Below are 22,127 nucleotides of genomic sequence, written 5' to 3' on the forward strand. Positions count from 1 at the left end.
AAGCGTTATGCGTTGAAAATTTATAGTACGTTCTTGCTGAAAGTGAGACGAAAGCTTCGCTATTTAGCAAAAAGGCTCGAATTAACCATCCGAGCCTTTGTTGTTTTATCTGAATGTTTATGAGGGTTAATACACCTCACACCAATCAGATTTCATGTCAATTAACGTCCAATCATCTCTAGAGTTCGCTTCATCGAGTGCTTTATCAAGCCTACCGACATGGGATTCACGATCGTACTTCCACTCGCGTTCAGCATCGGTGTGGTGAACAATCATAGCCATTGAATTAGGCTGACTCGTCGCCCATTGCATCATCGCTTGGTCACCGTCTGAGTTACCCACAGCTAAAATCGGTTTCTTACCAATAATATGCTGAATGTTGGTGACTTTTCCGGCTTTATCATCAATGGTTAAAATGGACGAGTCTTTGGTTACAGTAGGGTTGCCATCGTTGTAGCTGTAGTTGTATTTAAGCGCGCTGCCGATGATCTGCTCTGACGGGATATTGTAGGCCTCTGGAGCCCAAACTCTCATGAAATCAACCCCACCACCGGATACGATGTAAGTCTTGAAATCATGCTCTTGAAGATAAGTCAGCATATCTTTCATTGGTTGGTAAGTCAGAGCGGTATAGGCTTTATTGAAACGCTCATCTTTCGCAGCAGCTAACCATTGCTCAGCATCTTTTTGGTATTGTTCGACCGTCATACCAGAGTGCGTCGCCATGATAATTTTCAATAAACCTTCTTCGCCGCTTCCTAGAACACTCTTAATGTCATCTTCAAGCACGAACTTAAACGGTGCTTCCGTTTTCCATTCTGGGTGTCCAGGTGCCATCTCTTTTACACGATCTAGCGCAAAAGCAAGCTGGAAGTAGTAAGGCTTTTCTGACCAAAGCGTACCGTCGTTATCGAATACAGCGATGCGATCTTGGACCGCAACGAACATATCAGACTCAGCTTTAGTGGCTTGATCAACAAAATCCACAATAGCAGATTTACTCTCACTATCCTTCCATGAAGGCAGTAGATTCGGATCACAGTCTTTAGCAAAAGATGAGAAAGAGAGGCTGGATAAAATCGCGACAGATAAAAGGGTTATGTTCTTCATAGCAACTACCATGTTATTGAATTAATTGTAGCGTTTAATTCAATTCATCCTAATTGGTCTACTCTGATTTTCCACTTATGAACACTATAACTAATACTCATGTTGGTATTGGATTGGTGCCGCAGCGAATACTGGCTAGGAGTGCCATACGACGTATTTCTTGAGCATTTAAATTTAAATTTAAATTTAAATTTAAAAGGAGGATAAGCAACAAAAGCAGAACTTCAATTCCTCAAAGTTCTGCTTTAACAATCCATTACTGCTTATACTCTGCGCTTTTTAAACGCGTGCCAGCCGGCGCTGAAAATTGTTTTTAACACCACACCGAGTGCGCTTAATTTAGGATCGGCGTTCTTGCCAGAGGCAATACGCCACATCTGATGCTCATACCAAACCAGCCCGACCATCGCCACTTTGTCTAATGCGGGTTTTCCTGTGGTTGGCACCGTTAATGGCATGCCGTGGCTAGGGTTTTCGATTAACTTGTTAGGGAAATCAGGATCAACCGCCATTGTGCGTGCAATACCAATAAAATCGGTTGCCGAGGTGTTTAGTGCTTCATTCATAGCTTGCGCGGTTCGAAAACCACCTGTGACCACCAGCGGAGTGCTGACGAGTTTTCTCGCCTTCACCATGTAATCCATAAAATACGCTTCACGCTTTACCGTGCTGGCCTTGATTGGTTCTGTTTTGCTTTTTGACCCCATCATTGATGGGCTTTCATAGGTGCCGCCGGAGATCTCAATCAGGTCGATACCGTTATCACTCAGTGTTTGTACAACCTGCATCGACTCTTCTTCAGTGAAGCCACCTTTCATAAAGTCAGCACTGTTGAGCTTAATCCCGACAGGGAAGTCGTCACCAACCTCTTTTCGAATCGCGCAATAAACCTCAAGCACGAAACGAAGTCTGTTTTCGAGTGAGCCACCCCATTTGTCTTGGCGTTGATTGTGTCTCGAAGACAAAAACTGACTTACAAGATAACCATGAGCACCGTGAATCTGCACGCCAGTAAAACCCGCTTGTTTTGCAAGCTTTGCACTCAACGCGAACTTATCAATGATTGCGATTATTTCCGTCTCAGTAAGAGCTCGTGGCGTATTGAAGCCTTTTTCTAATCCACGCTCTAAAGAGATAGCCGAAGGAGCTACCGGGCTATCACATAAGAATTTAGGAATTTGCTTACCTGGGTGATTCAGTTGCATCCATATCTGCGAACCATTCTGTGTTCCGGCACTCGCCCACTCACGAAATACGGTTAAGTCACTGTGCTCATCCAACACAACGTTTTTAGGTTCACCAAGCGCACCTCTATCGACCATCACGTTGCCCGTCATGGATAGACCAATTCCTCCTTGAGCCCAACGCTGGTAAAGCGTGACTAAACCTTGCTTAGGATTATGGTGTTTATCACCTAGTTGTTCACTCATTGCCGATTTGAACAGGCGATTTTTAATCACTTGACCATTAGGAAGAGAAAAAGGGTCGTTGAGGCAGATTGGATTCATGCGCGTGGTTACTTTCTTTGGTCTATATATTGCATCTAGTATGCCCTATTTTATTCTACAGTTCCGAGCATTTAACGCCTATTTCGAAACAAGTTTCGCTCAATAAAAAATGCCAGCGGCATAGCAACTGGCATTAATCGATTATAAACAAAACCTTAAACAGGTGACTTAAATCATCACTTTACCGTGGATTTTTTGACCTTGGTAAATGGTGTCGATTTCCATTTATCTGTTCTCACCTCTTCACCGGGCGTGTACATGCGTAACACTGAATACCATTGGTGATCGGGGATAGGTAAGAAGTTAGGATCATCTTCATGCCCTTTTACATCGCTACTCATGTAAATGGTGTAGCTGCCATCAGCATTAGGCGTTAGCGTTCTGTCTCCACGGGAATGACGGTTTAACTCGTTTTTCTCCATCAATCGGGTTTCACCACTGTAAGCCGTGTATGACCAAAAACCACCCTCTTCTAGCGGTGGCGCATCGAAGGTCACCGTGTAATCGTATTTTCCGCCATCGAGCGCAGCACCTTCACTATCAAAGAAGTCACCGCTATACATAGTGTGCTTCGCAGGCAGCCCCCATTGGCCCATTAAGGTGCCGTAGGCGAGCTGAAAGCTTGGAACCTTAGTCATTTCATCGCGAGTGCCTAACACGTCACGTGAATCATCAAAGCCCGCATTAATGATTCGTTCCAGTCCGTCTTTTTGACCAGACTCGATCATACTAAGCTGCTCTGCCGTAAATGGATGATTGGCTTTGTCTAATTCAACATCTCCTAAGCCAATGTACTCGAACAGTTCAAGCAGCTTTTGGTCATGCGTCTTCATTGTTCCTTCAGACAGGATGAAATTGGTTCGTTCGACCCAATTAGAATCTTCAGGGTCTGGATACTCGCGTTCAACAGGATCTGGCCCTTTCTGACCTAAATATTCCGACAACGTCCTAATATTCCATTGATCCATTAACTTTTGAGCAGTTGCAGAATCGTCACCACCAAGGTCCATGATTCGCCCCATCATCTTGACCAGCGGATGCTCGACATAGATGACTTGATCGACACTCGCAGGCACTTCACCTTTCCACCCTTCAACTGCATACATGAAGCTGCCGCCTTTTGTGCCTCGCTGTGGAGAGCCAAAAGCCGAGTCAGTAAAGTGCTGCATATTCATGGTATGAAACAACCAGTATCGATTGTCATCATGGTCTGGAATCGTAATGATGACCGGTTCTGCTGCTAGGTCCATCCAACCCATCAAGTGTAACGTGTCATTGTTAATCGTCGGATGCGCAGTGTAAGTGTCGTCAGCAAGTATTCGAATATTTTGGAATCGATTCAAAGGGTAGTCTTGCTCAACGACGGTTTTGTAAAAGTATTTGTATGCTTCATCTATCGAGTACGCGTACTCATAGGCAAGTTGTGCCAATAGCTGATTATCCTTTTTGAGCGACGCTAAACTCGCCATCTCAATGGGTAGAGTTTCCGTCTTGATCCCAATAGATGCGCTCGTCGCGTCCACGGATTGGCTCGCGAGTACCGGAGACGGAAGTGCAACCATGAAAGCACAAGCCAGTGTTGTCGCAAGTATGTTTTGTTTCATCATTTAATGTCCTAACTAAAAGCGAGTACGGAAGGTGATCCAAGTGTTGTTGTCAGTATCACCACTAAAAATGATGATGTTGTCACTATCGACCTTGTAGCCCAGCTGCATTTCAGTAGAGAAATCTCGTGTGTTCTCACCATCTAACCCGTAGGTGTATTGAGGAGCGAGTAGAAGATAAAATTGGTCAGCAAAATCGTACTTTAAGTAGTTAATACTACTGATGATTTGCGTGTCCTCAAACTGATTACTCTCCTCCCACATTTGTCCGTACGTTAGGGCGCTGTACAGGTTAACCTTGTCGCTCAGCTTGAACGACTGCATGATGCCCGCCGACGCATAGTTTGAGGTCATGCCGTCGTTGGAGAAGTCGTGTCCAGCATCAACAAACAAGCCAGTGCCCGTTTTCTTGTTGGGTGTGAAGAATCGTGCTCGATAGTTTTCAAAGTTGTTTTTGCCTTCCAGCTTACCCAACACCCCCCAATCGCCACGATTCACGCCAAATTGGAAGGTAGCGCCAAGCCCTTTATTGCCCGCAATTAACTCACCTCCCGTATAAACGGCCATGGGGTCAGCCATGTCACTGGCAGGTTCTTCTTGAGCGGAAACGGAAAATGCAAAGGAGATAAGAGCGAAGATAGAGAGTGTAAAAGTGGAAAAAGTGCCCGTGAGCAGACGTAATGGTTTCTTCATATTGTAGTCCAGTAGTCAGGTGTGCTTGTTACAGCACACCTTGCATTAGTCGTATTTGGCGTTAGTCAGCAACCACTGATTTATCTGCCATACCAATACCACCAGCTTTTTGCCTAGGTGGGAATGCTTTCAGTGATTTTTGATAATCTGCGGCGGCTTTTTGAAGCTCTGGCAGTACCCATGTTTTTTCTTTCATCCAAAGGAACCAGCCTCGAGTATCAGGGCTACGCTCATATGGGTCTGCCTTAATGTTGATCAGCATACCTAGTGGCCAATCCTCTACTGGAGCAATCCATTCCGTTTTGGTTTTTAGATGTACTTTCCACTCATCCACGCGGAATGCGTTAAGACTTTGTTCGTTATAGAAGAAGAACTCATGACGCTCACTTGCTGATCCGTTCGTCAGCATGTCTAACTGGTTATAACCATCAAGATGAACTTGATACTCTTCACCGTTCAGCTCTTTACCTTCTAACAGCTCTTCCTTAATGTTTTCTTCACCCACGGCGGCCATGATTGTTGGAACCCAGTCTTCAGATGTCATGAAGCCATCGGTATATTCGCCTTGAGGGATTTTATCTGGCCAGCTGACCAACATTGGCACACGGAAACCGCCATCCCACGTCGTCCCTTTTTGACCACGGAAAGAGGCAGAACCAGCATCAGGCCAATGATCTAGGTTTACGCCGTTGTCTGAGGTAAACAAGATTATCGTGTTATCAATTTCACCAAGATCTTCTAACTTATCGAGTAATACACCGATCTGGTCATCAAGTTCGATCAAGCCATCGTAATACGTGTTGGTTTGGCTCGCGCCTCTGTACTCAGGACGTACATGGGTTTTTTGATGCATACGAGTCGGGTTATACCACATGAAGTATGGCTGCTCGTCTTTCTCCGCTTCATGTTTATCAAGCCAATTAGTAGCAAACTCCAAAAATTCGCCATCCACTGTCTGCATGCGCTTAGCACCTAGCGGGCCTTTGTCTTCAATCGTTTGTTTTCCAACCACACCAAATCTAGGATCATCGGTCATATCTGCAGTTTCCGTCGCAACGGTATGAATAACATTGCGAGGGCGACCTCTGAAGTCAGGGTCTGTGGGGAATTCCGGCTGTTCAGGCATCTCCATAACGTTGAGGTGGTAAAGGAAACCGAAGAATTCATCAAAGCCGTGCACCGTTGGGAGGTGGCTATTGTTATCGCCTAAGTGACTTTTACCGACATGCACGGTCGCATAGCCTTTGTCTTTCAGCATTTCGGCTAGGGTTGGATCTTCTTTTTGAAGGCCAAGCGAAGAGCCCGGCTGGCCGACAGACGTTAAGCCTGTTCGGAAAGGATATTGACCTGTGATAAAGGCAGAGCGCCCCGCGGTAGAGCTGCCTTGTGCGTAGTAATCACTGACCATCATGCCGCGCTCGGCAATTCGATCAATGTTCGGCGTATCCACCGCGCCTAAACCACGGTGGTAGGCAGACAGATCCGTTGGGCTCACATCATCGAGCATGATAGCAACCACATTGGGTTGGCTCGCTGCATGTACGTTGACGCTCGCCAATACCGAGAGCGCCAGAGCGGATTTAACAAAAGACTTATACATTTATAACCCTCATTCACTATGAGTAAATCGCTAGAGCCACACCGACAATGATGTATGTCTCAGCGAACCGTTGTTTAAATAAATGGTATAAGAAAGAGGCCAAAAATGGCTTGATAGCCACTATTACGATTTTTAATAGTGATAGTTAGAAAGGGAAGTTATTTAAAGGGAATAGTAGCGTGATGCTAGGATTGAATAATCGACGCAATTTCTTTTTGAAGCCAATCCGTGAACGGGTTATTGCGGTTTGCTTGATGAGTAAACAGTGCCAACTCTCGACGATAGGTGTCTTTCAACATTTCCGACGGTAAATCGATACAACGATAAGAGTGATCAAGCAAATAGCGGCATTTCGACGATGTAATATAGATAAAGTCACTGTCCTTAACGATCTCCAGCATCAAGTTCATATTGTTGCTTCTGAGCGCGATGTGTTTATCTAAGTCATATTTTTTGATCAACATTTCCGCCTTGGACGGCTGAATGTAACCAGGGATCATATTGATACAGAGTGGGTATTTCAGAATGTCCTCAAGAGAATTGCCTTGAATTGGGTGATCAGCTCTTATCACCAACATGAACTTATCAAAGCCAACCGGGCGCTCGGTCAGGGTTTTATTGACGTCCATAGGAAGATAACTCACTCCCCAACACATGCGGTTGGTCTCTAGGGACTGGACGCCATTATCTAACCAAGGCGAACATTGAAACGTCACTTGCGGCGCTTCTTTGGTCAGCTTTTTGATTAACGGCACACCCACTGGGATCAACAATGGGGAAGGTAACATGATTTGAACCTCCCCTCTTAAATCTTCCAAGTCCCACTCTTCATTGGGGATATAAAGGTTGTCTAGTTGTTCTAATAGCAGAGGCAAGGTTTCGATGAGCTTCAAGCATTTTGGGGTAGGTTCAAGCCTCGCTTTATCTCTAACAAACAATTCATCATCAAATTGTTCTCTGAGCTTACGAAGCATGACACTGATCGTCGGCTGACTTACGTTTAAGGCTTTTGCTGCGCTTACCGTTTGGCGAGTTTCATTGAGCACCAAAATAAGCCGCAGTAAGTTTAGATCTCTGGTCATGCCCGACTCCAAGTTATTTAGAAAAGTGGGAAGTACGCTGGCGAATACCCTTTTTTCATCGCTTCTACCATTGGCAATAATTTGGGTAATGCGTGACGAAAAAACATCTCATACCCTTGGCACAAATGATTCATCGCGCTGCCATCTTCGGTTGTTGCTATTCTATTCTTAGGGCAGCCACCTTGGCAAAGCTCAACAAAGTCACAACCTCGACAAGTGCTGTTCAGTTCATGATATTTATTGGTGCCAAACGCTATTTGTTCTGGTGAGCTCGCCATGGTTGCAAGCTTATCACTATTCACAGTACCCAGTTGATGATCTTGGTACCCATAATGGTCACAACTGTAAACATTGCCGTCATGCTCAACCATTAATTGCTGTCCACAAGTCGCGCTATGATGGCACATTTGACTTTGGTAACCCATCAACACCATTAGACAGTTTTCAAAAAACTGGATATACACTTTACCGACATCATTGGCGACCCACGCATCAAACAAATCACAAAGGAACTGTCCCCATTGCTCACCGGTTAGCGACCAGTCGTGCCCTGTTCGCCTATCCAATTCATGATCGATACAAGGCTGAAATTGCATATAACCGCTGCCATTTTCAACCAAAAATTGATAGATCGTTTTACCGTGTTTGTAGGTTTTATTATTCACGACCGTTAACGTATTAAACTCAACGTTGTGCTTTTTTAGATAAGACATCCCACGCATTGTGCGTTCAAAAGACGACTGACCATTTTTGTCGGTCCGGGCGATGTCATTCAGAATGTTGGGGCCATCGATACTGATGCCCATCATGAAATTGTGTTTAGCAAAGAAGCTCGCCCAGCGATCGTTAATCATGGTTCCATTGGTCTGCATGGTATTTACGACACGCTTTTTCGTCGCTTTGCTTGCCTGTGCTTTCATTGCCGTTTCATAGAAATCGAGCCCTCTTAACATGGGCTCGCCACCATGCCAGATAAAGTCCACTTGCTGAACTTTCATTGGCTGCGCGTCGATATGAGCTCCGACAATTTGCTCCATCATGTCCAGAGACATCGAAGACCTTTTGTCGCCATCTTGTCTATTGAGGTAATAGCAGTAGCTACAATCCAGATTGCACTGAGCCCCTTCGGCTTTAATGAATAAGCTAAAAGGATGAGTTGATGTGTTCATATTGATTCCCGTACTTTTTTGTCAACATATCAACCGCAAATCAATCAAACAATAGCGCCTCAGCCGACCTATTAACACACGCTATCCAAGCGCCTTACCACTTAGAAAAAATATCAAATAAAGCAATGAGTTAAATGACAAAAATAGCGTATTAACATCCTTAATATCGGCTATTACACTCCTTAATCTCACTTACTCATATGATAAATGCCTAACTCTGTTCCTACGACCTAAGGTGTTCCATGAGAAAACTACTCTATAAGAAAAGTGTACTAGCCAGTTTAGTGTGTTCTTTATCCAGCATTATGGCGATGCCATCCCTTGCCCAACAGTCTATTAATCCTGAAGAAGAGCTTGCTTACAACTTAGGTGTTCAAGCGTTTATCTACGGTACGGGTCCATTAACCGTGGCGGCGGTTAGGCAAACGACCACATCGGTTGACGCGCCGATGGACAACGCCATGGCACCATTAAATGAGATGGGTAAGACACGCGTTCTATCTGGGCCTCAGGATAGAATTGTGCCTACTGTCAACAACGATACGCTCTACTCACAAGCTCACTACGATCTCGATTTGTCGGGTCCGATGGTTATAGATATTCCTCGCACCGATAACCGTTACTACATTGTTCAATTATTGGATGCTTACTCAGATTCGATTGAAGATCTGCACGCCAAGAATGTCGGCGACCAAGGTTCCAAAGTGCTGTTGGTCAACAAAGGATGGGCTGGCGAAGTGCCAGAGGGGATTGATCGTGTCGTAGAGTCTCGCACTCCTATGGTTTGGTTGATTCAACGAACGGGCGTGTTTGGCGAGCAAGATCTCGATGACGCACTGGTTGTTCACGATAAATTCCTCAGCTACCCACTCGATCAACTCGGCGCAGAGCATGACATCGTAGAACTCAAAGCTTCAATAGGTCGTATCCCACCCATGGCAAGGCCTGAAGGGTTAGAGTGGTATTCACTAATTGACCGTGAGTTACGTAAAAATCCGATTCCAGAAGATGCTCCCATCGTTGATCAGTTCCAACAAATTGGTATTGGAGGAGCGACTCCCTTTAACCCAGACGCGCTAACTTCAGCACAGAAAAAAGGGCTAATGCGCGCGATTAACTCTTCGCAACAGATCATTCAATACGCAGGTCGAAGCATCGGCGATGTCAATAACGGCTGGTCGATGATGTACGAGGGAGGCCGCTACGAAAATGATTACCTGAGCCGAGCGAGCATCAATATGCGTGCGGCTGGTTTGAATGTGCCAGAGCGAGCTCTTTATCCAAATCGATACACGGACTCGAATGGCGAGCAACTGTCGGGCGACAATCAATATCGAATGACCATGCCAGCCGATGCACCGGCAGAGGCCTTTTGGTCGTTGACTATGTATGACGCTAAAAACCTATTCATGGTTGAAAACTTCATTCAACGCTACTCCATCTCAACCAATCGTAAAGATGAACTGAAATACGCAGAAGACGGCACCTTGCCAATATGTATTCAATACGTAAAACCGTCCGATCCAACGTGTAACTGGCTACCAGCACCTCAAGATGACTTCTATCTTCACATGCGCCTGTATGAGCCAACTCAAGCCGTTCTCGACAATGAATATCCACTGCCACAAGTTGAAAAGCTCTAGCCTCAATTAGGTTAATTACGTCGATTAATCCAACTAAGGTAATGAAGTCGATCAAGTCAATTGCCACTGCGTTCTTAGTGTCCGCTCGTGGCAATGACTTCTCTCTCTAAGAGCATGGCTCGAACTGCTAGAAACATCACCCAAATTGCTAGAAACATCACCCAAATTACTGGAAACATAACTCATACACTGAAAATGAGGTTTTACTCTTGAAAGCACCTTTCATCACACTGTCTCTGTTAGTGACAGGGATAGTCAGCTCTCTCGCTCACGCGGGAGGGTTAAATCTATCTCAGATTGCAACAACCAAAAGCGTTGGTACGGCCGGCGCAGGAAACGTAACCGCGAACGATGCATCAGCAGTGATCACCAACGCTGCAGGGTTATCGGCCATTGAAGAAAGCGCTTGGATTCTCGGTGTTCAATACCTCGATGTTGAAACCACTTTTGTTCGTGATGACAACTCGGCTTCGACCACGGGAAGCAGCGCGGATGTTCTCCCTCACTTGTCTTACGCATCAAGGCTTAATGACCAGTGGGTCGTTGGCGCAGCATTGCACGCAGCAGGCGGCACTGGCGTTGAATACTCACACGGCGTTGGCGCGCACCCTGCTTTATTGATCAAAGAAAATAGCATTTCCGCACTCAACTTAACGTCTTCATTGTCATATCAAGTTCATGAACAACTGTCTCTTGGTGGTTCTTTGATATTGCAGCACGCAGCGCTCGAAACTCAAGCTTTGAATGGTCGCGAACTCCAAGGGGATAGCCTTGATCTAGGATTCGGCCTGAGTCTCAATCACCACATCAGTGACAACACACAATTGGGTGTCAGTTATCAGGGCCAATTTGATCACGACCTTTCCCTTGATAACGCCAACGCTTTTGGAATTAGCTCTGAATTGACGTGGGTTCGAAGCTTAAACTTAGGGTTGAAGCATTCATTAAATGGAGATTTAAACCTTCTACTCAGCTCCAACATGGAGACTTGGCAAGATTATGATGACAAATACTCAACCACCTATTCTCTTGGGGTTGGTGTGGAATACGCCTATGAGGATTGGTTGCTGTACAGCGGACTGAGCGGTGACACGAGCCCAGTAAGCAGTCAAAACAGGGATGTGTTACTCCCGCTCGATAAACAGTGGCGTATCGGCTTCGGCGCTGAGAAGAAGATATCCAATGACTTACATCTAGGGTTGAGTTACCAATACCAAGATCTAGGTCATGGTGAAATTAATGCGGATTCAGGACTATTTCAGCCTTCTGGCAGCTATTCGACCAACAGAGTTCACTTCATCACTTTGTCTCTTCGCCATTAAAGCGAACTCTTAAGCGTTCCATTCTAGCTTCTAGCTTCTAGCTTCTAGCTTCTAGCTTCTAGCAGGAAACGGTACAAAAAAGGATTGTCTGTGAGAGCAATCCTTTTAAATTTATGAATATCATTGCGCTAACAAGAAAGGCTCTAACACCCTTTACGCCCATAGTAATTGTCGTTATTGTGATTCTCTACGTCAACATCACAAGGACTGTCTGAGAGTTATGAACAGCACGATTGAAACTATTCTGGGGCACCGCTCCATTCGTCAATATACAAATCAACCGATTGAAAAAGCACAACTTGATGTGATTATTCAGGCTGGTCTCGCGGCTTCATCATCGAGCTTACTGCAGGCTGTTTCTATTGTGAGAGTAACCGACAAAGAGAAGCGTAAGCTACTAGCAGAATATGCAGGCAACCAAGCTTACGTTGAGAACGCGGCTGAGTTTTTGGTGTTCTGTATCGACTATCAACGCCACGCTCAGATTAACCCTGAGGTAAAAACCGACTTTACTGAACTGACCCTAATTGGCGCCGTCGATTCTGGCATTATGGCGCAGAACTGCATGCTAGCAGCGGAGTCGTTGGGATTAGGTGGCGTATACATTGGTGGCTTACGCAATAGCGCTCAACAGGTTGATGAGCTATTAGAACTTCCACAGCACACTGCCGTACTATTCGGTATGTGTCTAGGTCACCCTGCGCAGCAACCTGAGATAAAACCCCGCCTTCCAGCTCATGTGGTGATGCACGAAAACCAATACCAACCATTGAGCCTAGATGAAATTGCTCGCTACGACGATTCAATGCAAAGCTACTATGCAAACCGCTCAAGTAATCAAAAGCAAAGCAGCTGGTCACAGCAGATCACTCAAAAGCTTTCTGGTGAATCTCGCCCACATATTCTGCCTTATCTGAACAGTAAACATCTGGCTAAGCGATAAAGCTAGAGCAGATCTAAAGACAGAAAGAGATCCCGATGAACGAGCTCCGTTTTCGTCATCACAAACAAAAATGTCAGCGTATTATGCGCTGACATTTTTCTTTTCTAGGATTTTGATTCTCTTATAGATACTTCTCTATCGGGAGAAGCTGTAGGAAGCCTGACTGCATTCGTTCCCACTTACCTGTTTCAGGTTCGCTGTCCCAACTTTGCTCACCTGAATACCAATACACATCGCCGTCTTCAAGTTCCAAGCGCCAGCTGTTGTCTTCACTCATCGCCTGCTCGATAGTTTCAGCTAGCGTTTCAGCAATCGCTTTGTTCTCGATGATTAACACCGATTCCGTGTTTAGGTAGGTCGAACGCAGGTTAAAGTTAAATGAGCCAATACTCGCGATACTGCGGTCAAACACGACAGATTTAGCATGTAAGCCATAAGCAGTCTCAGGTGCGCACTTAGATACGTCTTGGGTAGATACTTCACATAACTTGGAATCTGGTTTTAACTCAAACAAATCGATGCCATGTTCTAACATGTCGTAGCGTCGACCCGCGTAAGCAGAATGATTGGTCACCAAGTCATTCGAGGCCATTGAGTTGGTCAGTGCCTTTATCTCGACGCCTTCGTTATTCAACGTTTGCCACTCTTCCAACTGACCATCATCGAATACCAAGTAAGCCGATTCAAGCAAGATCTCTTGTTTAGATTCACTGGCTAGCTGCCCTAACAGAACCGCCGTTGCTTTCGGTTCGTCGGTATTGTCTGAATCGATAGGCACAGGGCGATCATAAGCAAAACGAGCATTCACCCAAGTCATCTCATCTAGAGCCTCTTTCAGCAGGCTATCTGCCTCTTCACGATTTAATGGTAACTCTGGGTAGCTTTTGTATTGCGGAACGGTTATATCGTCAATCTTTGAAAGATCCGGTTGTTCCTCGTCACCTAACATATCGACTGGGTAAGACCAACGGCTGTCCCAATACTCAATAAAGCTGGTTTGGATAGTGGTAACGACTGTGCCCATCACCAATACATCACGATCTCGGAAGTTGATTTCATCAGAAAGATCGAAATATTCATCACCAATATTACGTCCACCGACCACAGACAAGGTGCCATCTACAGTGAAGGATTTATTATGCATACGGCGGTTTAAACGTGAGAAATCACCAAGGAAGCTCAACCACTTACTGAAACCACGACGCGTTGGTGTTGGGTTGAAGATACGGATCTCGACATTCGGGTGAGCGTCGAGTGCTGACAATAGCCCTTCACGCTCATTGAGGTTGATGTCATCCAACATCACTCGAACCTTAACACCACGATCAGCGGCTGCTAATAAACGGCTAGCTAGATATCTGCCCGATTCATCGGAGTTCCAGATGTAGTATTGAATATCAATGGTGTGCTCTGCACTTTCAACCAACGCTAGTCGCTGCGCTAAAGCATCCCAACCGGATTCTTGTAAACGAACGGCGGTCGTCGCCTGCGCTGATGCTGGTTGATATTCATCTGCCAAAAGCGACAAAGTGCTTGGTCCATAAGAGGTGTACGGTTCTGCAGAGTGGTCGATGCCTTCTGGTAATGAAGAACAACCGCCCAGAATAGCGGCTAAAATTAAGGTTAAACTGATGCGTTGGAGCACAGGCATGTGTCTGACTTCCTTTTCACGATGACGTCTTTGAGAGTTGTCCCGACAGCTTTCGACTCACAAGCTATTCAGGTCTATCCTTAGATTATTACTGCTAAATCCATAAATTTATAGGTAATTATCCAGTATAAATGAAACATCATTACTCGAACGTGAGCAACACAGCACCAAAGTACCTTCTTCGTCTATCAATCTTTGCTGCAAGATCACAACGATTTCAGCTGCTCGATACCCAAACAATAGAGGCCTAAAGGCTTTCTCACCATCTCAACCGTAATCTCTGTTCTATCCGGGTTACAGTTCAATGCAAGCGCGTAACCGTGTAAATAGTCCACTAGCAAATGAAGAGCGTCTTCGGTTTGCTCTAGTGTGAGATTCAGCGGGTTCACTACCGCTTCAAAGCGCTCACTAAATACCTCAACGGGCCCAAGCGACTTCATCGTTAGTAAGGTTTCAAGTAAGCCACTATAGTCATTTAACACCGACAGGTAACTCACGCTAAGCTGATAAAGATTCTCTTGCCACACTTGGTTTAGCTCAGGCAGTGCCACTTCACCGACTAAAGAGACAGTGATCGATTCCAATAGATCATTTTTGTTTTTGAAGTAATGGTATATCGCCATCGCATCTACGCCGAGTTCTGTGGCTAACCCTCTGATACTCGGAACTTTACCGCCTTCACGCATCATGCCCTTTGCCGTATCTAAGATCTTTTCGGCACTCAGTTGGCTTGATCCACTCTTTGGTCGACCTCGCTTTTGATCCTTGACAGTCATAACACCACCTTTTAAACTTAATTTCTACACTGTAGAATATTTTAATTTAATACAGCGAAAATGCCAAGTTCCTGTTCAATTTCGGAGTTAACAATGTCAAATATTGTCTTTATCGGTGCGAGTCTTGATGGTTACATTGCAGACAAAAAAGGTGGTCTAGATTGGCTACAAGCCATCCCAAATCCAGAGGGTGATGACATGGGGTACAACGCCCATATCGATCATATTGATGCTTTGGTTATGGGCCGAAACACGATGGATATAGTGTTGAGCTTCGGTATTGATTGGCCTTACACAAAGCCTGTTTATGTATTGAGTAACACGTTGACGGAAGTGCCTAAGGAACTCGAAGGTAAAGTGTTCTTGATAAAGGGTGAGCTCACTCAGATCGTCGGAGACCTAAACAGCAAAGGCCTTAACAATCTGTATATTGATGGCGGTGTTACCATTCAAAATTTCCTGAAAGAAGACCTGATTGATGAGCTGATTATCTCAACGATTCCCGTTGTTCTTGGTGGTGGTTCTCCGCTATTTGGTGAACTAGTCTCGCCTCTCGACTTTACGCTGAAAAGTGTCACCACTTACCTTAATGAGATCGTCACTACTCACTACTTACGTAAGCGCTAAATCTGTTGTTCGCATAAAGGTTATGTACCGATCAACACTGAATGACTGCATACATTAACAAACAACAAAAAGCCCGTTCATAATGTCTGAACGGGCTTTTTAATCAAATCAGAATATTCGCTAAGCTGGAGACTCGCTCAGTGTTGGCTCAGACACTGTTGTTTGTTGTTTCTGCCATTTATCCACGACCAGTGCAGCAATCATGTCACCTTCTACGTTCACCGCGGTACGGAATGTATCTAACGGGCGTTCAATAATGAGCAGAATCGCGATCGCTTCCAGTGGTATACCAGCGGCCAATAACACCAGCTGCATGCCAGACATAGATCCAGATGGCATACCCGGAGCCCCCACAGAAGAGACCATCGCCATAATGAAGATCATCACCAAGCCAGAAGTGGTGAGATCAACACCGAACAACTGAGCCAAGAAAATTGCCGCAACCCCTTCGAAGAGTGCCGTACCATCCATGTTCATCACTGCACCAAGTGGTAACACCATGCTACTTGTACTTTGCGATACGCCGAGCTTTTCTTCTGCGCTCTGCATCGCCAGTGGCAAAGTAGCAGAGCTTGATGACGTTGCGAACGCCATCGCCATTGGTGCCGAGATACCTTTGAATAGTGTGCTAAGACGAATCCCAGTCATCACCTTGGCAATAGTCGGCAAGACAATCGCTCCGTGGATCAAAGTCAGCACAAACACGAGCAAAGCAAACAGTGCTAATTGCTCAAACAGTGACTCACCACCACGAACTGTAAAATCGAGAACAATGGCGAAAACCGCTAGCGGAGCTAAATGAATGATCCAACCGACAATAGTATTGATGCTCTTGTTCAAACCATTAAGCACCTCAAAAATTGGGTGTTTTTCTGGCAATGAAGAAAGTAGAGCAATACCCAGCATGAATGAGAACACGACAATCGCGAGCAAGTTACCATTGGTTAACGCCGCTACTGGGTTCACGAGTGCCATACTAAAAAGCTTGCTGGCAATCGCAGCGCCACCTGCCGCATCTTCGCTTATAAGCTGAACATCGTCTCCAATCGTAGCAACGCTGGTTAAAGGCTCCCAAGCAGGCAACAGCAGTGAAGCACCCAAGCCCAAAGAGATGGCTATCAACGTCGTGAAGCTATAAAAAAGCACCGTATTGCGGCCAATCTTCTTCAATCGAGTTATCGAGCCAATGCTTGTTATGCCTTGCAATAGCGAGAATAAAACCACTAACCCAACGACCATTTTTAGCAAGCCGATATAGGTAGTTTTGCCAAGCATTAAGAACTGATACCAACCCGACTGGGTTACATCAGATGTTGGAGAAATAAGTTGTGCGAGAAACCAAGCAAGCAATGCAGCTAGCATCAGTTGAAGAGGTAGAGAGTGGCGAAGTTTGGTCAACATAAGGACGATTCCAGTAACCTAATAGAACGATTCTGATACCTTTATTAAAGGGAAAGAGCCTTTAATAAAAATATGCCGTGGTAAAGATATGCCTAAGAAAAAATAAAGTCCGTTAGATTCAATCTAACGGACTTTATTAAAACCAGATGAGGTTTAAGTTTTGACTCTATTTATCCATGTGTAGCACAGTACGGATAGACTCACCTTTGTGCATTAATTCGAATGCTTCGTTTACGTCATCTAGACCCATTGTGTGAGTGATGAACTCTTGTAGCCCGAACTCACCCGCCATGTAACGGTTTACGATTTCTGGAAGCTCAGAGCGGCCTTTAACACCACCGAAAGCAGAACCACGCCATACACGACCTGTTACTAGTTGGAACGGACGAGTTGAGATCTCTTGGCCTGCACCTGCAACACCAATTACAACTGATTCACCCCAACCTTTGTGACAACACTCAAGAGCTTGACGCATCACGTTTACGTTACCGATACATTCGAATGAGTAATCAACACCACCGTCTGTCATCTCAACGATAACGTCTTGGATTGGCTTGTCGTAGTTCATTGGGTTGATGCAGTCAGTCGCGCCAAGTTGTTTTGCTAGCTCAAATTTGCTCTCGTTGATATCAACACCGATGATTTTGCTTGCACCAGCCATACGAGCACCGATGATGGCTGAAAGACCGATACCGCCTAGACCGAATACAGCAACTGTGTCGCCTTTTTCAACTTTAGCTGTGTTCAGTACCGCACCCATACCAGTGGTTACGCCACAACCTAGAAGACAAACTTCCTCAAGAGGTGCTTCTTTGTTTACTTTCGCTAGTGAGATTTCTGGAAGTACCGTGTACTCAGAGAAAGTAGAACAACCCATGTAGTGGAAGATTGGCTCACCGTTGATAGAGAAACGGCTTGTGCCATCTGGCATTAGGCCTTTACCTTGAGTTTCGCGAACCGCTTGGCAAAGGTTAGTTTTACCAGACTTACAGAATTTACATTCACCACACTCTGCTGTGTAAAGTGGGATAACATGATCGCCAACTTCAACGCTTGTTACGCCTTCGCCGATCATTTCAACGATACCGCCACCTTCGTGACCAAGAATTGAAGGGAAGATACCTTCTGGATCGTCACCTGAAAGAGTGAATGCGTCAGTGTGACAAACACCAGTAGCAACGATACGAACAAGTACTTCGCCAGCTTTTGGCAGTTCAACGTCAACCGTTTCACGCTTTAGCGGCTCACCTGCTTTCCAAGCAACCATAGCTTTAGATTGGATATGAGTTTGACCAGGTTTGATTTCGATAGTCATGTGATATTTCCTATATTAGTCAGTCAACGTTGAGCTTGTTTGTTATCGCTCTCTCGTTTTGTTGGGGCTAGTATAGGTAGGGATACCAATTTTGATAATCCCCTATTTTTGGAAATGATTATTACGTATTGGTAATAATAAATCGAGAAAGCTAAGTTCATCACCTACACAATAGAAAATGGCTCTAATGTAGATGATAAAAGTATCCGGTAAATTTAGTCGTTATCGATCGATTTCAGCACTTTACATGGATTACCCACGGCAACCACGTTGGCTGGAATGTCTTTAGTCACCACACTTCCGGCGCCAATCACGCTGTTTTCACCAATGGTGACACCGGGGCAAATAATCACACCACCACCAAGCCAAACATTGTCGCCAATGGTAATTGGCGTACCGAACTCAACGCCTTCTTCAACACGCCCTTTCACATCTAGTGGATGGCCTGCCGTTAGAATCTGTACATTTGGTCCGAGCAACACATTGTCGCCAATGGTAACTTCAGCCACATCCAAAATCACGCAGTTAAAGTTAGCGTAGAAGTTCTTACCCAACTTGATATTTGAGCCGTAATCACAGCGAAATGGTGGCTCCAAATGCGCATTTTCACAGCCAGGAATGAGCTCTTGGGTTGCAGTTTTCCATTCAGACGTATCAGGAATACTGTTGTTGAGTTTTTGAAGTACCTTACGACACTCAATTCGAGCTGAATAAAGCTCTTCATCCCAAGCCTGATATGGTTCACCTGCTAGCATTTTTTGTTTTTCTGTTTTCACGTTACTTACCTATTTTCACACTACTTACCGTTTTCACATAACTTAACTAATAGTGGTCAATTCATCGACCAAAGAACGCAATATCGCATATCTTTAACTCTCATAATAAGCACGGTTTTAAGAGGCTTTCTGAGATGCGCTGCCAGTCACGATTTGTAGTGTTCGACCCATTAAAATCGATGTCCAACTAAACAAGAAACATAGATATCACCAATAAAAAAGCCTTTGCTATCAAGCAAAGGCCGGTTTAATTCAGTGCGTTGCACGCGGCTTAGATACGCTGGGCTACCGAGTCGCGAATTACCAAGCTACCAGTCGTACTCAATGCTTCTGCTTGCTTTGTCTCACCAACAATTCGAAGTATCGCCTTTTGCGTCATTTGTTCGAGTGGCACACTCACAGAGGTTAAGCTTGGCGTTAGAAATTCGCCCACTTTACTGTTATCAAAGCCAACAATAGAGATGTCTTTAGGTAATGAGTAACCCAGCTCTGTTAACGCTTTAATCGCGCCAATCGCCATGTCATCGTTTTCAGACAAGATCGCAGTGAAGCTTGCTTTGCTTTCCACTAAAGCTTGCGCGGCACGGTAACCACTCTCCATTGTCCAATCGCCCTGAACGACATTAAGTTCATTCACTGCAATACCGTGCTTGGTTAACACATCTTGATAGGCCTGATAACGCTGTTCATCGGTCGACGAACCAGCTTTACCACGAATCACCGCAATCTCTGTATGACCCTGCTCGATGATGTGTTCAACCATCAAACAAGCACTTTGGTAATGGTCTGTGGTGATAGCATGCTCAGGCTTCGACGGCATTTCACGATTGAGCACCAAAATTGGTGTATCAGTGCTTTCGATGATCTGAGTAATCTCGCTTTCCGTTAAGCACTGCGGATAAATGATGATACCCGCGCATTTCATGTCGAGTAAGAAATTGATCGCCTTTCTTTCGTCTTCAGCGCTGTGTTTGCCATCGGTGATCACCAGTTGGTGATTCGATTTTTCGCTATAAGATGCTGCGTGATACATCAAGGAAGAGAAGTAAGGGCCATTGAACAGCTCATTAGTGATAACAAAGCCGATGAAGTTGGTCTTCTTGGTCGCCAATTGCTGAGCTAACAGGTTTGGTCGATAACCTGTTTCTTGAATCGCATCAAAGACCTTCTTGGCAACGTCAGGCCTTACGATGTTCTTGCCGTTCAGCACGCGAGAGACCGTCGATTTCGAGACGCCAGCGCGATTAGCGACATCAAGCATGGTTACCATTCACTTACCCTTCTATAAAAAATTAGCCGGCCTAAGCCAGCTAATTGTATTGCTTAGTGAAACGGCAACGCTCGCTGCCGTTTAATTGCAGGCATTCTAAATAGTGGCACCGTTAGATGCAATCACGCCTTTGTACCACTCAAAAGACTTCTTGCGCTTACGCTCTAGTGTTCCTGACTGGTCGTTGTGTTTGTCTACATAAATGAATCCGTAACGCTTTTTCATCTCACCTGTGGTGAACGACACCAAATCGATACAGCCCCAAGGGGTGTAGCCCATCAAGTCAACGCCATCAATCGCTACGGCTTTTTTCATCTCTTTGATGTGATCGCCAAGGTAAGCAATACGATAGTCATCATTAATGCTGCCATCTTCTTCGATGGTATCAACCGCACCAAAACCATTCTCAACGATGAACAGTGGCACTTCATAGCGCTCATAAAGAGACGCTAAGCAGTAACGTAGGCCTGTTGGGTCAATCGGCCAGCCCCAATCACTTGATTGGATGAACGGGTTCTCTACCGAATTTTCATGACCACCGTCCATTGCTTCTTCAGTCGACTGATGCGAAGAAGAATCCAAGGTATTCGACATGTAGTAGCTAAAACCAAGATAGTCCGCTTTGCCTTCTTTTAAGATTTGCTCATCTTCAGGCTGCATTTCGATATTAAAGCCTTTGATAGCCCAATCACGCTTGGCGTAACTTGGGTAGTGACCACGAACCATGACATCAGAGAAGAAGTAACGATCACGCATCGCTTGCTGCGCCACCATGATGTCTTCTGGTTTTGAAGAACGAGGGTAGAAAGGCACCATCGCACACATTGCACCAATCTGAAGATCTGGGTTGATCTCGTGACCTTTCTTAACCACCAAGGCACTCGCAACAAACTGGTGGTGAACCGCTTGGTACATCGCTTCTTGCGGCTTTTCGCACTGTGGGAACTTCACGCCAGAGCATAACCATCCGAAGATGTCCGCTGAGGTGTTCATCTGGTTATTGATCTCGTTAAAGGTCATCCAGTACTTCACTTTGTGTTGGTAACGCTCCATCACTGTGGTCGAGTACTTAACAAAGAAGTCGATCACTTTGCGATTCATCCAGCCACCGTATTCTTTGGCTAGATGGTAAGGCATTTCAAAGTGGCTCAGCGTCACGACTGGCTGAATATCGTATTTCAGAAGTTCATCAAACAGATCATCGTAAAATGCTAAACCCGCTTCACACGGCTCGGCTTCATCGCCATTTGGGAAAATACGCGTCCACGCGATGCTGGTGCGGAAACACTTAAAGCCCATCTCAGCGAATAACTTAATGTCTTCTTTGTAGCGATGGTAGAAATCAACCGCTACTTGGTTAGGGTAGTTTTCACCGTCGATCACGCCATCGGTGATTCGACGTTGGACACCATGCGCGCCTGCCGTTAATACATCAACGACACTCACACCTTTACCATTCGCATCCCAGCCGCCTTCTAACTGATGTGCTGCAACCGCACCACCCCATAAAAAATCGTTTGGAAATTCGTTATTCATACCATTACTCACTAAAAGTTATTCGTGAAAAGATCAGGATTAGAGAGCTCATTGCAGCTCTGAAACCGATTTCAATAAAAGCAAAGATACAGATTGAAACC

Annotated in this window: 18 protein-coding genes; 4 read left to right on the forward strand and 14 right to left on the reverse strand. The window is 45.2% G+C overall.

What is annotated here, in order from left to right; translation table 11 throughout:
• Nucleotides 1-126 precede the first annotated feature (126 nt).
• The 7 genes from FTW16_RS10950 to FTW16_RS10980 form a co-directional block, all read right to left on the reverse strand.
• Nucleotides 127-1,110: an HAD family hydrolase gene (locus FTW16_RS10950; protein WP_146491072.1), complete on the reverse strand. Its 984-nt coding sequence runs from the start codon at nt 1,108-1,110 to the stop codon at nt 127-129.
• 263 nt (nt 1,111-1,373) lie between these two features.
• Nucleotides 1,374-2,618, reverse strand: a complete 1,245-nt coding sequence (locus FTW16_RS10955; RefSeq protein WP_146491073.1) for an NADH:flavin oxidoreductase/NADH oxidase family protein — start codon at nt 2,616-2,618, stop codon at nt 1,374-1,376.
• Between the two features lie 176 nt (nt 2,619-2,794).
• Nucleotides 2,795-4,225, reverse strand: coding sequence for a DUF1254 domain-containing protein (locus FTW16_RS10960; RefSeq protein ID WP_146491074.1), 1,431 nt, complete (start codon nt 4,223-4,225; stop codon nt 2,795-2,797).
• A 12-nt stretch (nt 4,226-4,237) separates the two neighbouring features.
• Complete coding sequence (locus FTW16_RS10965; protein WP_146491075.1) at nt 4,238-4,915, reverse strand: hypothetical protein; 678 nt, start codon at nt 4,913-4,915, stop codon at nt 4,238-4,240.
• 61 nt (nt 4,916-4,976) lie between these two features.
• Nucleotides 4,977-6,515: a sulfatase-like hydrolase/transferase gene (locus FTW16_RS10970; protein ID WP_146491076.1), complete on the reverse strand. Its 1,539-nt coding sequence runs from the start codon at nt 6,513-6,515 to the stop codon at nt 4,977-4,979.
• A 185-nt stretch (nt 6,516-6,700) separates the two neighbouring features.
• Nucleotides 6,701-7,597 carry a LysR family transcriptional regulator gene (locus FTW16_RS10975; RefSeq protein ID WP_146491077.1) on the reverse strand — a complete coding sequence of 299 codons (897 nt, stop codon included), beginning with the start codon at nt 7,595-7,597 and terminating at the stop codon, nt 6,701-6,703.
• Between the two features lie 17 nt (nt 7,598-7,614).
• Nucleotides 7,615-8,766: an anaerobic sulfatase maturase gene (locus tag FTW16_RS10980; RefSeq protein ID WP_146491078.1), complete on the reverse strand. Its 1,152-nt coding sequence runs from the start codon at nt 8,764-8,766 to the stop codon at nt 7,615-7,617.
• Nucleotides 8,767-9,008: 242 nt separating this feature from the next.
• Between FTW16_RS10980 and FTW16_RS10985 the strand changes: the two genes are divergently transcribed.
• The 3 genes from FTW16_RS10985 (at nt 9,009) to nfsA (ending at nt 12,674) form a co-directional block, all read left to right on the forward strand.
• Nucleotides 9,009-10,409 carry a DUF1254 domain-containing protein gene (locus tag FTW16_RS10985; RefSeq protein WP_146491079.1) on the forward strand — a complete coding sequence of 467 codons (1,401 nt, stop codon included), beginning with the start codon at nt 9,009-9,011 and terminating at the stop codon, nt 10,407-10,409.
• 209 nt (nt 10,410-10,618) lie between these two features.
• Nucleotides 10,619-11,731, forward strand: coding sequence for an OmpP1/FadL family transporter (locus FTW16_RS10990; RefSeq protein ID WP_146491080.1), 1,113 nt, complete (start codon nt 10,619-10,621; stop codon nt 11,729-11,731).
• A gap of 220 nt (nt 11,732-11,951) precedes the next feature.
• Nucleotides 11,952-12,674: an oxygen-insensitive NADPH nitroreductase gene (gene nfsA, locus FTW16_RS10995; protein ID WP_146491081.1), complete on the forward strand. Its 723-nt coding sequence runs from the start codon at nt 11,952-11,954 to the stop codon at nt 12,672-12,674.
• 121 nt (nt 12,675-12,795) lie between these two features.
• Here the strand turns inward: nfsA and FTW16_RS11000 are convergent, their stop codons facing one another.
• Both FTW16_RS11000 and FTW16_RS11005 read right to left on the reverse strand, forming a co-directional pair.
• Nucleotides 12,796-14,325, reverse strand: coding sequence for a phospholipase D family protein (locus tag FTW16_RS11000; RefSeq protein WP_146491082.1), 1,530 nt, complete (start codon nt 14,323-14,325; stop codon nt 12,796-12,798).
• Between the two features lie 206 nt (nt 14,326-14,531).
• Nucleotides 14,532-15,101, reverse strand: coding sequence for a TetR/AcrR family transcriptional regulator (locus FTW16_RS11005; RefSeq protein WP_146491083.1), 570 nt, complete (start codon nt 15,099-15,101; stop codon nt 14,532-14,534).
• A gap of 60 nt (nt 15,102-15,161) precedes the next feature.
• On the opposite strand from FTW16_RS11005, the gene FTW16_RS11010 reads away from it, so the two are divergent.
• On the forward strand, nt 15,162-15,728 hold the full coding sequence (locus FTW16_RS11010) for a dihydrofolate reductase family protein (protein ID WP_146491084.1): 567 nt from the start codon (nt 15,162-15,164) through the stop codon (nt 15,726-15,728).
• 120 nt (nt 15,729-15,848) lie between these two features.
• Here the strand turns inward: FTW16_RS11010 and FTW16_RS11015 are convergent, their stop codons facing one another.
• The 5 genes from FTW16_RS11015 to FTW16_RS11035 all read right to left on the reverse strand — a co-directional run bounded on the left by FTW16_RS11015 (nt 15,849) and on the right by FTW16_RS11035 (nt 22,026).
• Entirely contained in the window at nt 15,849-17,129 is a 1,281-nt protein-coding gene (locus FTW16_RS11015; RefSeq protein WP_146491085.1) for a dicarboxylate/amino acid:cation symporter, read from the reverse strand.
• A 166-nt stretch (nt 17,130-17,295) separates the two neighbouring features.
• On the reverse strand, nt 17,296-18,444 hold the full coding sequence (locus FTW16_RS11020; protein ID WP_146491086.1) for an S-(hydroxymethyl)glutathione dehydrogenase/class III alcohol dehydrogenase: 1,149 nt from the start codon (nt 18,442-18,444) through the stop codon (nt 17,296-17,298).
• Nucleotides 18,445-18,659: 215 nt separating this feature from the next.
• Nucleotides 18,660-19,220, reverse strand: coding sequence for a sugar O-acetyltransferase (locus tag FTW16_RS11025; protein WP_146491087.1), 561 nt, complete (start codon nt 19,218-19,220; stop codon nt 18,660-18,662).
• A gap of 271 nt (nt 19,221-19,491) precedes the next feature.
• Nucleotides 19,492-20,490, reverse strand: coding sequence for a LacI family DNA-binding transcriptional regulator (locus tag FTW16_RS11030; protein WP_146491088.1), 999 nt, complete (start codon nt 20,488-20,490; stop codon nt 19,492-19,494).
• 96 nt (nt 20,491-20,586) lie between these two features.
• Nucleotides 20,587-22,026 carry a 6-phospho-beta-glucosidase gene (locus FTW16_RS11035; protein WP_146491089.1) on the reverse strand — a complete coding sequence of 480 codons (1,440 nt, stop codon included), beginning with the start codon at nt 22,024-22,026 and terminating at the stop codon, nt 20,587-20,589.
• Nucleotides 22,027-22,127: the final 101 nt, after the last annotated feature.

It is taken from the genome of Vibrio sp. T20, from assembly GCF_007858795.1.
In the GTDB taxonomy this organism is placed as follows: domain Bacteria; phylum Pseudomonadota; class Gammaproteobacteria; order Enterobacterales; family Vibrionaceae; genus Vibrio; species Vibrio satsumensis.